Consider the following 15,245-nt stretch of genomic DNA (forward strand, 5'->3'; position numbering starts at 1 on the left):
TTTTTCTTGCGACTCGTAGCTTGAAGCTTGCCGCTATGAGGAGATACCAATGACTAAGAAGATCTTCGTAACCGACACCATCCTGCGCGACGCTCACCAATCGCTGCTCGCTACCCGCATGCGTACCGAAGACATGCTGCCGATCTGCGACAAGCTCGACAAAGTTGGCTACTGGTCGCTGGAATGCTGGGGCGGTGCGACGTTCGATGCCTGCGTGCGCTTTCTGAAAGAAGACCCGTGGGAGCGCCTGCGCCAGCTGCGCGCCGCACTGCCCAACACCCGACTGCAAATGCTCCTGCGTGGGCAGAACCTGCTGGGCTACCGCCACTACAGCGACGACGTGGTCAAAGCCTTCGTCGCCAAGGCTGCGGTGAATGGCATCGACGTGTTCCGCATCTTCGACGCGATGAACGACGTGCGTAACCTGCGCGTGGCGATCGAAGCGGTGAAGGCCTCCGGCAAACACGCCCAGGGCACCATCGCCTACACCACCAGCCCGGTGCACACCATCGACGCCTTTGTGGCGCAGGCCAAGCAGATGGAAGCCATGGGTTGCGACTCGGTGGCGATCAAGGACATGGCCGGTCTGCTGACGCCGTACGCCACCGGTGAACTGGTCCGCGCATTGAAAGCCGAGCAGTCGCTGCCGGTGTTCATCCACTCCCATGACACGGCCGGTCTGGCGACCATGTGCCAGCTCAAGGCCATCGAAAACGGCGCCGACCACATCGACACCGCGATCTCCAGCTTCGCCTCGGGCACCAGCCATCCGGGTACCGAGTCGATGGTTGCTGCGCTCAAGGGCACCGAGTACGACACTGGTCTGAACCTGGAGCTGCTGCAGGAAATCGGCCTGTACTTCTACGCCGTGCGCAAGAAGTACCACCAGTTCGAAAGCGAGTTCACCGCCGTTGACACCCGTGTGCAAGTCAACCAGGTGCCGGGCGGGATGATCTCCAACCTCGCCAACCAGTTGAAAGAGCAGGGCGCGTTGAACCGCATGGCCGAAGTGCTGGCGGAAATCCCGCGGGTGCGTGAAGACCTCGGCTTCCCGCCGCTGGTGACTCCAACCTCGCAGATCGTCGGCACCCAGGCGTTCTTCAACGTGCTGGCCGGCGAGCGCTACAAGACCATCACCAACGAGGTGAAACTGTACCTGCAGGGCGGTTACGGCAAAGCGCCAGGCGTGGTGAACGAGAAGCTGCGCCGTCAGGCCATCGGCAGTGAAGAAGTGATCGATGTGCGTCCGGCCGATCTGCTCAAGCCGGAAATGACCAAACTGCGTGCCGACATCGGCGCACTGGCCAAGTCCGAAGAAGACGTGCTGACCTTTGCCATGTTCCCGGACATCGGTCGCAAGTTCCTCGAAGAGCGTGCCGCCGGCACCCTCGTTCCGGAAGTGCTGTTGCCAATCCCTGAGGCTGGTGGCGTGACGAAAGTTGGCGGCGAAGGCGTGCCTACCGAGTTCGTCATCGACGTCCACGGCGAGACCTATCGCGTCGACATCACCGGTGTCGGTGTGAAGGCCGAAGGCAAGCGTCATTTCTACCTGTCCATCGACGGCATGCCGGAAGAAGTGGTGTTCGAACCGCTCAACGAATTCGTCGGCGGTGGCAGCAGCAAGCGCAAGCAAGCATCGGCACCGGGCCACGTCAGCACCACCATGCCAGGCAACATCGTCGATGTCCTGGTCAAGGAGGGCGACATCGTCAAGGCCGGTCAGGCTGTGCTGATCACCGAAGCGATGAAGATGGAAACCGAAGTCCAGGCAGCGATTGCCGGCAAGGTTATCGCCATTCATGTCGCCAAGGGTGACCGGGTCAATCCGGGCGAAATCCTGATCGAGATCGAAGGCTGAGATAATCGCCACGATTCAACGTTTTAAACCTCGGGGGGGCATGTGCTCCCCTTTTTTTTGCGCGCTATGCGCTTCTCTTTGTAGGAGCTGCCGCAGGCTGCGATCTTTTGACTTTGCTTTTGAAGATCAAAAGATCGCAGCCTGCGGCAGCTCCTACACCAGGTGTTGGCTCAGAACGCCATGCGCCACTGGCCCGTCACGCCGTAGCTGCGGCTGTCGTTGCCAGCCTCGCCGGTGAGGCCAACGCCCAAGGTGTTGCGGGCAGACAGAGTCAGATCCAGGCCCGCATCCAGCGTAAAGCTGTTGCGATCCATCTCGGCTCCGGTGACTTCAAAGTTTTTGCCTCCCTTGACCAGGTGCTGACGCGTTGCGTTGTCGAGATCGCCGTAGGTGTGTTTCACGCGGGCACTGAGACGCGGCGTCAGTTGCATGCCGTTGGACAGATGACTGGTTTTCGCCAGGCGCAGGCCAACGATACTGTTTGGGTTTGCTCGGGTCTGACCCTCGACCTTCAGTGCTGCATCGCCACCTTTCTCGGTGTAAGCATCTCGTTGGTAGCGCTGATAACCGAGGTTGACGAACGGTTCGATGCTGACGTTGCCACGGCCCAGGTTGTAGCCGACTTCGGCAAAGAGCTGCTGGGTGTTGGCGTCGTAGTTGCTCTTGAGCCGGTCGCTGAACGCGTTGAAATCAACATGACGTTTGCTGCTGCCATTGTGACTGCCATAGGCCGCGCCTAGACGCAGGGCAAACGGCCCATCCTGGCGCACGGCATAAGCACCGAGATGCCAGCTGTCGAGATCGCCGTCGAACTGCCGGGCATCGAACCGGGTTTGCGCTTTGGCACCCATCAGGCCGATATGCCATTGCTCGTCGAATTGCCAGTCGGCACCCAGTACCACCCCCTGAGTGGAATGTTTCAGGATGCTGTCGAAATCACGATCAACCTCGCCGCCATGCCCCAGAGCTTGCAGCCAGACCCGTCCGGAGCCTTCGCCGCCCGCCGCCAGGCGCGGCACATTTCCTGAACCCTGCGCACCCTTGCGGTTGTCTAGCTGGTGCATGGCCGAGAGCATGCTGGCGCTGACCGGATTAACGCTGCTCAGTGTGGCTTTGGCGAGATTGGCGTTGCTGCCGGCAGCGAGTTGCTCGAGTGCCGCGCTGGCCGTTGGCTTGCTGGCGCCGAGCAGGGCAACGACAGCCGCGTTGGCTGCGGTAGAAGGGTTTATGACTTTTGCAGGCTGACTGGATGGCTCAGGCTCTTGAGGTTGCTGAGGTTGCTGAGGTTGCTGAGGTTGCTGAGGTTGCTGAGGTTGCTGAGGTTGCTGAGGTTGCTGAGGTTGTTGAGATGGTTGGTGCTGTTGAGTCTGGGCGGGGGGCTCGTCAATGCTTTCAGCGAACGACTGGCTGTTTGCCGTGGTCGCGAAACTTTCAAGTGGCACATCGTTACGAGTGTAGAGCAAGCCAACTCGCTGTTCTTCGTACTGCAGCGTGGGGGTCATGAATGCCAGATCGTTCTCGACTGATGCGAACTGTCCCTCGACTTTCCCGGCCTCAAGGATGGCGTGCTGGCTGCTTAGAGGGTAATCACCGGTGGTGACCAGTTTAAGGGTGGCGTCTGCCAGATGGGCTGTGCCTTTGACGACCAGGGTCTGGCTATTGCCGGAGGCATCCACCGCGTAGGCCACTACGGCGGTACGGGACAGATTGAGGTCTCCCAGCACCTGGGGGGCGCCATACACCTCGTCGAGGGTCATGCGCCCGTTTACGTTCAAATGATTGACCAGACCAGCCCCGGCGAAGTGGCCGTTCTCCTGAACATTCACAATGCCGTGGATGACGCCCAGGTTGGTCAGATCGCCACCAGATGAAACGGTGGCGCCGCTGCCAATTGCACCTTTGTTGACCAATATACCGTCGGTCAAGGCAGTACCGGAAATGTCCCCTTCGTTGACCAGTAACGCCTTGGGATGAATCAGCACGCCGAGACTGAAATCACTTGGCCCGCTGCGTGTCCATTTGCCCCGCCTGACCTCCAGCCCGTCGAAGTTCCGGGTTTCATCGAGCGCTCCTTTTTTGTCCGCATCGAGTTGCAGCAGGTTGGTACCCCCGCCACCATCGACCCGTCCGGCGAAACTCCCTCGGGCCTGTATTGTGACGAGGTCATTGCGTTCATCGAGTGCCAGGGATACGCCGTCCTGCGCCTTGTAACCCTTGTTGATCCTGTGCGTAACGGTCTCCGGGTGATGAATGAAAGCGTCGACGGCTGACTTGAGTGCTTCGGGCGTTGCGAGCGTAAAGTCTTGAGCGTCGACCGGCATCTCCTGGGCCATGGACAGGTCTGCGCAACCCAGCGCCAGTGAAATGGCCAGAGCCAGATGTTTAGGTCGATAGTGAAATTGAACGGGCATCGAGTTCAGCCTCTCTTGGAAGGAGGCCAAACTCTAAGTTGGCGCCGGGCGGCACCGATGTCAGCTGGATCGCACACGGTTGCAGGCGACGTCGGATTGAACGGCGGAAAACGACGACTTGGCGCAGAATTGCGAAATACTTCCTACCGGCCCGTCGCCCTTTCCTACAAGTGACGTTGTCGCTGCACAGGCTCGTGGCATGAACGACTGAGGCGCGCGAGGGCAGCCGATCACCTCAACGGCGATGCGCGTAGGCCTTGCCGTAATGGCGCTCCATTCGCGCCTGGATCAATTCCAGGCCGATCGACATCAGCCAGTAAATGATCGCCGCCGTGGTCAGCATCTCGATGTAGCGGTAGCTCGAACGCCCGTAGGACTGGGCCAGGAACATCACCTCCCACACGCCCATCACCGAGATCAGTGACGAGTCTTTGAGCATCGAGATGAACTGGTTGGTGGTCGGCGGGATGATGGTGCGCATGGCCTGGGGCAGGGTGATCCGCCAGAAAATCACACTCTCGCGCATGCCCAGCGCCAGTGAGGCTTCGCGCTGACCATAGGGCACGCCGAGGATGCCGGCGCGGAAGATCTCGCTGAGGTACGCGCCATAGTTCAGAGACAGGGCAATGATCCCGGCTACCACCGCACCGGGCACGACGCCCAGTTGCGGCAGGCCGAGGTAGATCAGCAGGATCTGGATCAGCAGCGGTGTGCCGCGGAAGAACGAGGTGTAGAAACTGGCGATGCCGAATGCCACGGCGCTTTTCGACAGGCGCGCCAGGGCCGTGATGAAGCCCAGCAATGACGAGGCGACAATCGCGCAGGCACATAGAAACAGAGTCAGCGCCGCGCCCTGCAAAAAGCCGTTGGGCGCCAGGTGCACGCCGAGCAGGTTCGGCAGCTTGTCGAGGATGATCGAGAGCTTCAGATCGAAGCTCAGGAAAAAACTGGCGAACAGGCTGAACATCGCCGCCCACGTCAGGTAAAGGCGCGTGCGGAAACCAAACAGCCGTTGCAGGCGCGATTCAGCCACCGGTTGCGGCGGTTGTGGTTGTGTCGGGAAGGCAGTCATTGGCTGATATCGGCGCCGATCCATTTTTGCGACAGCTTGCTCAGCGTGCCGTCCTGCTTGAGTTGCGCAAACACCTCGCGCACCTTGGCGTCCCACTGCGCGTCACCCTTTTCGATGGCGACCGAGTTGGGCTCCGCGTACAGCGGCTCGCCGGCCAGTTTGAAACGTTTGTCCTGATTCAGGCGCGGTTGCGCGGTGACCAGATTGGTGAGGATGGCATCCAGACGCACACCGGCACCCAGGCCCAGGTCCTGGAAGGCGACGTTGTCGGTATCGTACGGGGCGATCTGCACGTCCTCGAACGGGTACTCCAGGCGCGTGTCTTCGGCGCCTTCGATGACCAGGTTCTTGTTCAGATAACTTTCATAGCTGGAGGCGCTGGTCAGACCGACTTTCTTGCCACTCAGATCCTTGGCGCCGTGGATGCGATCGTCCTTGGCGTTGACCACGATCACCGCTGGCGAGGCGTAGTACTCGACCGGAAAATCGAACACTTCGGCGCGTGCCTTGCTGGGCGTCATGGAGCAGATGCAGATGTCATAGCGTCCGCTCCAGCGGCCAGCCGCAATGACGTCCCAGGATGGCGTTTCGAGGCGCAGCTTGACCCCCAGCTTGTCAGCGACGGCTTTGGCGACATCCACATCGAAACCGTCGAGCTGGTTCTGCTCATTGAGAAACGAGAACGGTGGATAGCTTTCCATCAGCACACCGACCAGTTCTTTTTTCTGCTCGACGCGATCGAGTGTGGCGCCACCGAAGGCTTGGGTGGAGGCGGCCAGAATCGTCAGGCCCAGGGCCAGTAGCGGTTGAAGTTTCACAGTCGATACCTGAAAAAAGGGGTTGTTATTAACCGGATGGTGCGTATTAAATAGTTATAAGAACTACTCTGGTAGTGAGTTATTTTCATAAGCATATGAGCGAATCGCATATGGGCACAGCAACGGTAATTCTTGATGGCGGCATGGGCCGTGAATTGCAGCGCGCCGGGGCACCGTTTCGGCAACCCGAGTGGTCGGCGCTGGCCTTGATCGAGGCGCCGCAAGCGGTCGAAGCGGTGCACGCTGCCTACATCGCCAGCGGCGCCAATGTGATCACCAGCAACAGCTATGCGGTGGTACCGTTTCACATCGGCGCAGCGCGGTTTGCCGCTGAAGGTGAGGCACTGGCGGCATTGGCCGGGGAGCTGGCGCAGCGTGCAGTACAGGCGTCGGGCAAGGCGGTGCGGGTGGCCGGTTCGTTGCCGCCGCTGTTTGGTTCCTATCGCCCGGACCTGTTCGAGGCGGCGCGGGTGAACGAATTGCTGGCGCCACTGGTGAGCGGTCTGGCGCCCCATGTCGACTTGTGGCTGGCGGAAACCCAGAGTTCGATCATCGAGGCGCGATCCATCCGCGCGGGTCTGCCAAAGGACGGCAAGCCGTTCTGGCTGTCGTTTACGCTGAAGGATGAAGACACCGACGATGTACCGCGTCTGCGTTCCGGTGAGCCGGTGGCCGAAGCGGCGGCCGTGGCGGCCGAGTTGGGCGTCGAGACGCTGCTGTTCAACTGCAGTCAGCCGGAAGTGATCGGTGCCGCGATTGACGCGGCGCGTGACACCTTCGAACGCCTGGGGGTGAAGATCCACATCGGCGCGTACGCCAATGCGTTTCCGCCGCAACCCAAAGAGGCGACGGCCAACGATGGCCTCGACCCGTTGCGTGACGATCTGGATCCGCCGGGGTATCTGCATTGGGCGCAGGACTGGCAGCAGCGTGGTGCCAGCCACTTGGGCGGCTGCTGCGGCATCGGCCCGGAACACATCGCGGTGCTGGCGCAGAAGCTGGTGTAAATAAAGGTCAAGAGATCGCAGCCTGCGGCAGCTCCTACAGGGTGAGGAGTTGCCGCAGGCTGCGATTTTCTACGTTTACAGACTCAGGAACGGCACTCGACCAATCCTTTCACCTGCCCGGTCGGTGTCTGGTTTTCATCGCTCAACCACTGCTCGAACCCCGCCGCAATCGCCGGCCATTCCGAATCCAGGATCGAATACCACGCGGTATCGCGGTTCTGACCCTTGACCACCATGTGCTGGCGGAACACGCCTTCGAAGCTGAAACCCAGGCGCTCGGCGGCGTATTTGGAGCGGGCGTTGCCGTTGTTGCATTTCCATTCCAGGCGACGGTAGCCCAGCGCGAAGGCGTATTTGGCGAGCAGGTACACCGCTTCAGTGCTTTTCGGTGAGCGTTGCATCGGCGCGCCGAAGGTGACGTGGCCGATTTCGATGCGGCCGTGAGCCGGGACAATCGACATCAGGCTGAGAATGCCCTGCACCTGACCCGTGGCGCGGTCGACGATGCTGAAGAAATACGGATCGCTGCTGGCCGCATGGTTGTTCAGCCAGTCATTGAAAACGCTGCGCTGCGGGAACGGGCCGTAGGGCAAATAGTCCCAGAGTTTCGGGTCGGCACCTGGGCCTTGGAGGACGTTGAACAGCTCGTCGCCATGGCGTGCCGGGTCGAGTCGTTCCAGGCGGATGAAGCGGCCTTCGAACAAGGTGGCAGTGGGGGCGGGGACGCCTTTCCAGTCGGCAAGTGAAGTGGTCATGTACGCGGCTCCTTAAATGGCTTTGCGAAACTGGATGAATCCGGGGCGTTCGGCGATGCGCTCGTAGAGCTGGATCGCGGTGGCGTTGCTCTCGTGGGTCAGCCAGTGGACCTTGCAGCAGCCATCAGCCTTGGCGGTGGCATAGACGTGCTCGATCAGCAGACGCCCGACGCCGGTGCCACGGGTTTGCGGCTCGACCAGCAGATCCTGCAGGTAGCAGGAATTTTCGATGCTCCAGTTCGAGCGGTGATAAATGAAATGGACCATGCCCACGGCTTTGCCATCGGCCCAGGCGAGGGCGGCGTGGGTCGGTTCGCTCGTATCGAGGAAACGCTGCCAGGTACTGTGTGTGACGGCCTGCGGTAACTCGGTGTTGTAGAAGCGCAGGTAGGCCTGCCACAACGGCAACCAGGCGGCGTGATCACCGGCAGTCACCGGGCGGATCTGGATCTGACTCATGCTATTTCCTTAACGCATCAAGTGGGCGAGGGTCTGGTCGTTGATGTCGGGGCTGGCGGACAGGCCTTCACGCACGCCGGCGATGTCTTCGGCGCTGCGGTTCTGGCTGAGCTTGCGCTTACCCTCGAGGCGATCGATGGGAATGGCAAAACCGACGATGGCCTTGAGCATGCCGTCGATGTAGTCGGCGGGCGCGTCGTCGACCTTCCACGGTTGCGCGCGACCGGCTTCGTGGCGATCGGTGAGCGTGCTGACGATGTCGAGCAGGCGTCCGCCATCGCTGAAGGTTTCGGCGTGACCGTAGGCGTGCACGGCGACATAGTTCCAGGTCGGCACGACTTTGCCGTGCTCAGCCTTGCTCGGATAAAACCCGGGGCTGACGTAGGCGTCCGGGCCGGCAAAGATCAGCAGGGCTTCGGCGCCGTCGCGCAAATCGTTCCACTGCGCATTGGCTTTGGCCAGATGCCCGTACAACGTGCCGTTCTGGCCTTGTTCGCGATGCAGCAGCACCGGCACATGGCTGGCCTGCAGGCCGCTTTCACCGTGGGTCACGAGAATGGCGAGGCGGGTGGCGAGGATCAGTTCGTGCAGTTGGGACAACTCGTCGATGGCAAAAGCGCGTGGCGTGTACATGGAGAGATTTTCCTTGGCGAATGCCTGCATCCTAGGCAGGCTATTGGACTGTTGTAAGAGCCATTGATGACCAATTTCATAGGTCCATTGCCATGCCCGAATCGCTCACGCTGTCCATGCCGTTCAATCCGGCGGGAATCGAACTCGACCGCCGTCAGGGCTTGAGCCGGCAGCTTTACCAGGCGTTGCGTTTGCGCGTACTGGACGGACGTCTTGCCAGTGGCACGCGGTTGCCGGCCAGCCGCGATCTGGCGGCGGCGCTGGCGATCTCGCGCAACAGCGTGGTGCGCGCCTACGATCAGTTGTACGCCGAAGGCTTTATCGAAGGCCGGGTCGGCGACGGCACTTACGTTGCGCAATTGCCGCAGGCGGTGTTGCCGGCGAAAAAACTATCCACAAAAGTATCCACAGGGTTTTCAACAGGCTTACCCACAGCCTTATCCACAAATTGGCTGGATTTACCTGTGGATCCATCCAGCAAAGTTATCCACAACGACGCGCTGACCCGGGTCAAAAACAATCATTTGGCCCGTCCGCCCAGTGGTCCGCCCCGGGCGTTTCGGGTCGGTGTTCCGGCCTTCGATCTGTTCCCTTTCGACGTCTGGGCCAAGCTGAATGCGGCTTTCTGGCGCAAACCGGATTTGCAGCAGCTGTGTTATGGCGACCCGGCCGGTGATGCGCGGTTGCGGGGGATGATCGCGGCCTATTTGCGCAGTTCCCGTGGCATGCAGTGCACGGCTGAGCAAATTGTGATCACCAGTGGCGCGCAGCAGGGGATTAGCCTTTGTGCACAGTTGCTGGTGGAGCCGGGCGACGGGGTAGCGATCGAGAATCCAGGCTACCGCGCTGCCGGTCATGCCTTCGCCGTGGCCGGTGCCCGGTTGCACGGAGTGGCAGTGGACAGCGAGGGCATCGACGGCCAGCAATTGGCCGGGCTCAGCGATTGCCGTCTCACTTATGTCACGCCATCCCACCAGTACCCGACGGGCGTGGTGATGAGTCTGGCGCGGCGGCTCGAACTGCTGGCCTGGGCCGAGCGTACGCAAGGCTGGATCGTCGAGGATGATTACGATGGCGAGTACCGCTACAGCGGTGCTCCGCTGGCGCCTTTGGCCGCGCTCGATCGACAGGGGCGGGTGCTGTATGTCGGCACGTTCGGCAAGGTCGCGTTCCCGGCGTTGCGCCTGGGGTATCTGGTGCTGCCGCCGGGGTTGGTGGATGCATTTGCCCAGCGGCGTGCTGTGGATGTGCGGCATTCCGAAGTCAGCACCCAGGCTGTGATGGCGGAGTTCATGGCCGCCGGGCATTTTCAACGACATATCCGGCGCATGCGGCGAGCCGCCCTGAGTCGCCGCAATACCTTGCTCAGTGGCTGGCCAACGGAGGTTCCCGGGGTCGGCCCACTGCCGACAGTCGCTGCCGGCCTGCACCTGACGGTACCGGTCGACAGCATCGCCCGTGAGCAGGCGTTGATTGAACAGGCTGCCAGCGTCGATGTGGAGATCAATGGCCTGAGCAGCTATTGGCTACCCGACTCGACCACCGCGCCTGATCGACGCGCCGGACTGGTGATGGGGTTTGCCGCTGTGCCCGAAAAAGCCATCGAGTCCGCACTGGCGCGCCTGCGCACGGCCTGGCGCGTTGGTTGAAGCGGGTCGTTGGCGACCCGCCCGGATAATGACCTCAGCGACTGACTTCAAGTTTGAAGAACAGCGCCGGATCACTGATGCGCCGCAGGACATAGTCGATCGGCGCCAAGTCAGTCAGGACGTTTTGGCGTTCGGCACTGAACTGCTGCAGATGGGCGTCGGCGATTTTCAGATGCGCAACCGTGAAGGCCTCCAGCGGCGCTTGCAGGGAGTCGTAGTGAAAGTGCGCCAACCACAAAGGCTTATCGGCGGTGTCGAGAATCCGATACTCCTGAAAATAGTCCCGACGCTTTTTGGTCCTGATTCGCCCCTGCCGGTTTTTCTCGATGCGCACCTGATGATTGTCCAATAGCCATTGCAGGTACGCCTGGCGTGGCTGGCGCTCCTTGAGCAGGCTGGCACGGACACTGATGCCCTCGGCGCGCAAGCGCTCGGCGGCACTTCGCAGCTCCGTCGGCAGGCTGCCCACCGGGAAGCGCGAGCTGCCGCTGTCACGCTCCCGTGCCAGCACCTGCTGGACATCTTGTGCGGCCTGTTCAAGGCGCTGTGCCTGCTGATCAAACAGGTCCTGCATGTCGGCCGGGATGCGATTGGGTCTGAACGCGTCCTTTCGCGTCTGATCGATGAAGCTCTGCACGTTTTCGTTCAGTGTCTGGCCATTGTCGATCGTGTCGGTATCGTTCAGCAGTGGCTGGGCGGCGGGACGTGGCCGTGACGGCAGGATGTCGTGGAATGCCTGCTCGGTGGAGGTCGAAGCCTTGGCGGGCGCGGGATCACGGGGACGGCTCTTGGTGACCTTCATTGCCGGACGGGAAGGACCCGCGACGGCCGGTTTCGGCGCGGCGGGCGCGGGGATGTCCGTGGTCTCGGGCAACAATTGATCTAACTGATCCTGCGCCAGTTGCCGGAATTCGCCGATCAGTCCGCGCACTCGATCGATCTCGAGCGGTTCGACCTTGCCGGGGTATTGATCTGCAAGGTCCTTGAAGCGCTGATCGGTATCTGCATAGACATCGAGCAGCCCGCTGAGGGTGTCGATGCGTCCGGTCAGCGGTTCACCGCCCTCGGGCGCCTTGAGCAGTCCAGCATGCCGATGGGCGGCGGACGCGGCGTCGATAATCAACTGACCCACGGCGTCGCGCTGTGAGGCATCAACGCTGGCTTCACCCCGCAGGCACAGCTCATGGGACATGCCGACTTCGTTGGCCTTCAAGTCCCAGGCGGTGAAGGCCGGCAACAAGTCGCGCAGGGGTTTTGCTGCGGTGATGCCGGCGCTGCCGGTGGCTTCCAGATCCACCAGCGAGGTTTGCGACAATTGCAGGCGAGCGACCATGTCCTGGCTCAGTTTCAGCGTCTGCTTGACCGTCTCGATGTGCGCCTGCAACGCTGCAGCCTTCTCGATGACGCTGTTCCCGCTCAGCTTCTGATTGAATTTGGCATAGGCATTACGCTGAAGAGCGAACCACAGGCAGAGGTTTTTCTGCAGGTGGGTGGTCATGCGCAACAAGTCATGAAAGTAGCCGTCGCTGCCACCCTTCTGGCGCCACTCCTGAAGGTTGTTCAACGCCTGCTGGTAATCCGTGATGAGTTTTTCCACTTGGGTGAGGTATTGCCGGGTTGCCTGCTCGTGCGCCGTCCCGGTGGCGGCCAGCATTTTCTCCTGAGCGGTTTTCAAGGCGTCGTTGCCAATGGACTCCTGGCGTTTGAAGGTGTTTAGTTTGGCTTCCAGTTGTTTGCGTTGTTGCTCCTTCACCCAACGTTGCGCGCGCAACTGACTTTGCAGGCTCTTGCCGCCGGCTCCACCGCGCAGGCGCAGACGGGTATCGACAAACCATTTCCCTTGGCTGTCATGGGTCAGTAGCGGCCCTGTTTCTGGAGGATTGCCCGGGAATTCGATCTGGATCTGCTGATCGTCATTTTCGATGACGCCGTACCAGTGCTCACCGACTTGCGCGTACAGATGATCATCGCGGCGATACACCGGCGCAGTGCCGAAGAGGATTTTTTCCAGGTCCGATTCTGTCGGATCGATAGGCGTCACGCTCGCCTTCAGCAGGTAGGCGGTCAATGCCTCGGTCGTACGGCGAGGAACGGAGCCGCGTACTTCCAGAGAGGAGTAATGGCTGGACGGCAGTTCTCCGCTCAGCACCGTGGGGTCGCGAGTCACGCTGGGCGCCGCTGGCTGAACGGCAGCAGGCACAGTGGCGGGCGATTCGCGCTCAGCCGGGTATGGCGGCGGGCGGCGGCCGCTCTGGCGCCGAACGGCCGCGCGGTGGGCGAGAAGCAGACCCAGATTCAGCAGCATATCGCCGATCGCGTCCCATTCCGCGAGCTTGTCACCTCGTTGACGCGCCTGCAGCGCTTGTTCGACCTCACTGATGCCTTGCCAGATCCAGAGCGCGGCGCCGGCCGGGCCGCTGAGGAAATTCGCGGCGACGCTGAACAGTGCCCAGCCGCTGTCGCGCAGCAGTGCCCAGCGCCGTTCAGCGTTGGACTGTGATTGCCGGTCGGCAAACTCGGCCATGGTCTGGGCATGGGTCTTGAACAGGATGCCGAATACATCGCCATGCAGCGCTTTTGAGGAAAGCTGAACCGGGCCGGCCCAGTCCACACTCGTCCACGGTTCGGAAAGCATTTGCGCGCTCGTCCACGGACTGGGCAGGCCGACGGGGAACGTGTATTGGGCGTATTTGAAACTGAGGGTCGAGTCCGGTAACCAGGCCAGGACCGAATCCCTTAATTCCCCCGGATGATGCAGGGCGTACACAAGGTTTTGCGCAGACGGAAATTGCAACAACGGCTGATCGAACAGAGGGCGATACAGCAGGCACGGCCCGCTTTCAGCCTGGCGTGGACCGATGACGAACATGTTGGTCACCGTGTCGCCTTCGGTGTCCCCGTTGCGTATGAACGTCAGCGGACGAACGACTATCGGTTGGGCGTGGCCGGGTGTCGGTTTGAGCCATTCGCGAATATACGCATAGCCGCGTTCATCGATGCCGCCGATACGGCGGATCTTGCACTCCAGAGCGATCAGCGGAAGCAGGGCATGCAGTTGGCGCAGGTAGAAGTATTTCTGTATGGCTCCCTGGATTGGATCGTTGATCAGTTTGTCCTTGATCAACTGAGGGTAGGTTTGGCCGATGTCGACTTTTTTCGCCATTTGCGTCAGGTACGCGACGTCCAGCCAGTCGGGAACAGGCTGCGGCGGTTTGAAGCGCAGCGTAGCCTCATAGGGCGGTGAATTCTGCAGTGCGAATTCGCCCAGGGTTTCGGTATGACTGTCGAGCGGGTTGGGCAGCGTCAAGCCACCGGATTCGAAACTGTTGGTGATGGTGATCTCGAACGAATCCAGGGGTAACCGGGTAGCGGATGGCTGGTCGGCAAGAATCGCTTCGCGCATTCGTTGCTGGGCGAAAGTGTCGATGGCCGGCAGGTGATACAGGTTTTTATTGATGTGCTTGTACAGCTTGCCCAAGGCACTGACGGATCGGCTGTATTGATCCATGTCGGCAGCCGTGGCGCCGGCCAGCCATTCGGGCATGGCTTCATCGAGGGTCGCGAAGGTGTCTTTTTCCTCGGTGCCGGGATATTGCGCAAGTTCGGACAGGGAACTGCCGGTATCGGTTTCGCGGGCGACGGATTCGCGGGTGATTTCGGCGATTGCATCGAGTTGGCTGGCGATCAGCGCCCAGGCCATATGGTCGAAGAAATTGCCCTCGGGTTCGAACAGTCGCCACTTCATGCTGCGTCCATCCAGGCGTTCTTCGAGGCGTTCGAGCAACGCCGCGCCCAATGCCTCCAGAGACGCGAACGATTCATAGCCGTCCAAGGTGTACATCATCACCAGGTCGCGTTCGCGATAACGGCCGGTCAGTACCGCAACGCCGCCGACAGTCAGATGCCGGGCCTTGCCTGCGGCGTCGACCGTGTCGATATCGATGAGCTGAACCTTGATCTCTGACAGCGTCGGCTGCTGGCTGTCCCGTTGTTGCTTGTCGGGATACTGCGAGACGGCCCGGGCGACATGGCACTGATCTGCATCCCAGCCGCTGACACTTTGTACATCCAGGGATTTGCGCAGTGCATCGGCCAGTTCCTGCCAGCGCGGCGCCTTGTGTCCATTGCTGTTCCAGAAGGCCAGTTGGCGCTCGCGAAAGGCCACGAACAGCAGTGGCGAGTAGTCATTGAGCATCGTGGCGATGGCTTCGATGCTGATGTCCAGATGCACCACGGGAGACGCCTGCGGATCCGCTGTCAGGAAGTGCTCGCCCTCCAGGTAATTGGCGTCGGTGTCGGAAAAAAAAAGGCGCACCAGGGCCTGGGTCAATGATTCGAAAGTCATCGGCAGCGCCCGGAGCTTGCCCTCGGCCCATTGCCAGCGGGGTGTGCCGATCAGTGTGAGATCGGGGTCCAGAGTCCGATCCGGAAATTGTTTTTTCAAGGCATTGCGCAGCATACGAGCGGCGACTTCATCGACGGTAGGGCCTTGGTTGTCGTGCTGCACAATCAGATTGTTTTTCAGTTGTATGGGCACGCGAAGGTTGTCGGTATGTTCGGTCATCGTCCTCTTCCTTTTTGAC

Annotated in this window: 10 protein-coding genes; 3 read left to right on the forward strand and 7 right to left on the reverse strand. The window is 60.9% G+C overall.

Features of this window, described 5'->3' with window-relative positions; all coding sequences use genetic code 11:
* Positions 1-49: 49 nt before the first annotated feature.
* Positions 50-1,858, forward strand: coding sequence for a sodium-extruding oxaloacetate decarboxylase subunit alpha (gene oadA, locus KKQ10_RS05605; protein WP_215500501.1), 1,809 nt, complete (start codon positions 50-52; stop codon positions 1,856-1,858).
* A gap of 170 nt (positions 1,859-2,028) precedes the next feature.
* On the opposite strand, the gene KKQ10_RS05610 is transcribed toward oadA, so the two are convergent.
* The 3 genes from KKQ10_RS05610 to KKQ10_RS05620 form a co-directional block, all read right to left on the reverse strand.
* Positions 2,029-4,269, reverse strand: a complete 2,241-nt coding sequence (locus KKQ10_RS05610; RefSeq protein WP_215500502.1) for an autotransporter outer membrane beta-barrel domain-containing protein — start codon at positions 4,267-4,269, stop codon at positions 2,029-2,031.
* Between the two features lie 235 nt (positions 4,270-4,504).
* Complete coding sequence (locus KKQ10_RS05615; RefSeq protein WP_215500503.1) at positions 4,505-5,341, reverse strand: amino acid ABC transporter permease; 837 nt, start codon at positions 5,339-5,341, stop codon at positions 4,505-4,507.
* Positions 5,338-6,159 carry an ABC transporter substrate-binding protein gene (locus tag KKQ10_RS05620; RefSeq protein WP_127649575.1) on the reverse strand — a complete coding sequence of 274 codons (822 nt, stop codon included), beginning with the start codon at positions 6,157-6,159 and terminating at the stop codon, positions 5,338-5,340. The genes KKQ10_RS05615 and KKQ10_RS05620 overlap by 4 nt, the downstream gene beginning before the upstream one ends.
* 110 nt (positions 6,160-6,269) lie before the next feature.
* Between KKQ10_RS05620 and KKQ10_RS05625 the strand changes: the two genes are divergently transcribed.
* Positions 6,270-7,166, forward strand: coding sequence for a homocysteine S-methyltransferase family protein (locus KKQ10_RS05625; protein WP_127649576.1), 897 nt, complete (start codon positions 6,270-6,272; stop codon positions 7,164-7,166).
* A gap of 83 nt (positions 7,167-7,249) precedes the next feature.
* Here KKQ10_RS05625 and KKQ10_RS05630 read toward each other — a convergent pair whose 3' ends face one another.
* From KKQ10_RS05630 to KKQ10_RS05640, 3 genes are read right to left on the reverse strand one after another with little or no spacing between them, the layout of a single operon-like run.
* Positions 7,250-7,921, reverse strand: coding sequence for a GNAT family N-acetyltransferase (locus KKQ10_RS05630; protein WP_127649577.1), 672 nt, complete (start codon positions 7,919-7,921; stop codon positions 7,250-7,252).
* 12 nt (positions 7,922-7,933) lie between these two features.
* Positions 7,934-8,380, reverse strand: coding sequence for a GNAT family N-acetyltransferase (locus tag KKQ10_RS05635; RefSeq protein ID WP_127649578.1), 447 nt, complete (start codon positions 8,378-8,380; stop codon positions 7,934-7,936).
* Between the two features lie 9 nt (positions 8,381-8,389).
* A complete protein-coding gene (locus KKQ10_RS05640; RefSeq protein ID WP_215500504.1) occupies positions 8,390-9,013 on the reverse strand; it encodes an FMN-binding negative transcriptional regulator in 624 nt (207 codons plus the stop codon).
* Positions 9,014-9,105: 92 nt separating this feature from the next.
* On the opposite strand from KKQ10_RS05640, the gene pdxR reads away from it, so the two are divergent.
* The gene (gene pdxR / locus KKQ10_RS05645) at positions 9,106-10,662 is read left to right on the forward strand and encodes a MocR-like pyridoxine biosynthesis transcription factor PdxR (protein ID WP_215500505.1); all 1,557 of its coding nucleotides are present in this window, start codon (positions 9,106-9,108) and stop codon (positions 10,660-10,662) included.
* Positions 10,663-10,696: 34 nt separating this feature from the next.
* Here the strand turns inward: pdxR and KKQ10_RS05650 are convergent, their stop codons facing one another.
* Complete coding sequence (locus tag KKQ10_RS05650) at positions 10,697-15,226, reverse strand: hypothetical protein (protein WP_215500506.1); 4,530 nt, start codon at positions 15,224-15,226, stop codon at positions 10,697-10,699.
* Positions 15,227-15,245 lie beyond the last annotated feature (19 nt).

Source organism: Pseudomonas sp. MG-9 (assembly GCF_018729515.1).
Classification (GTDB): Bacteria; Pseudomonadota; Gammaproteobacteria; order Pseudomonadales; family Pseudomonadaceae; genus Aquipseudomonas; species Aquipseudomonas serboccidentalis.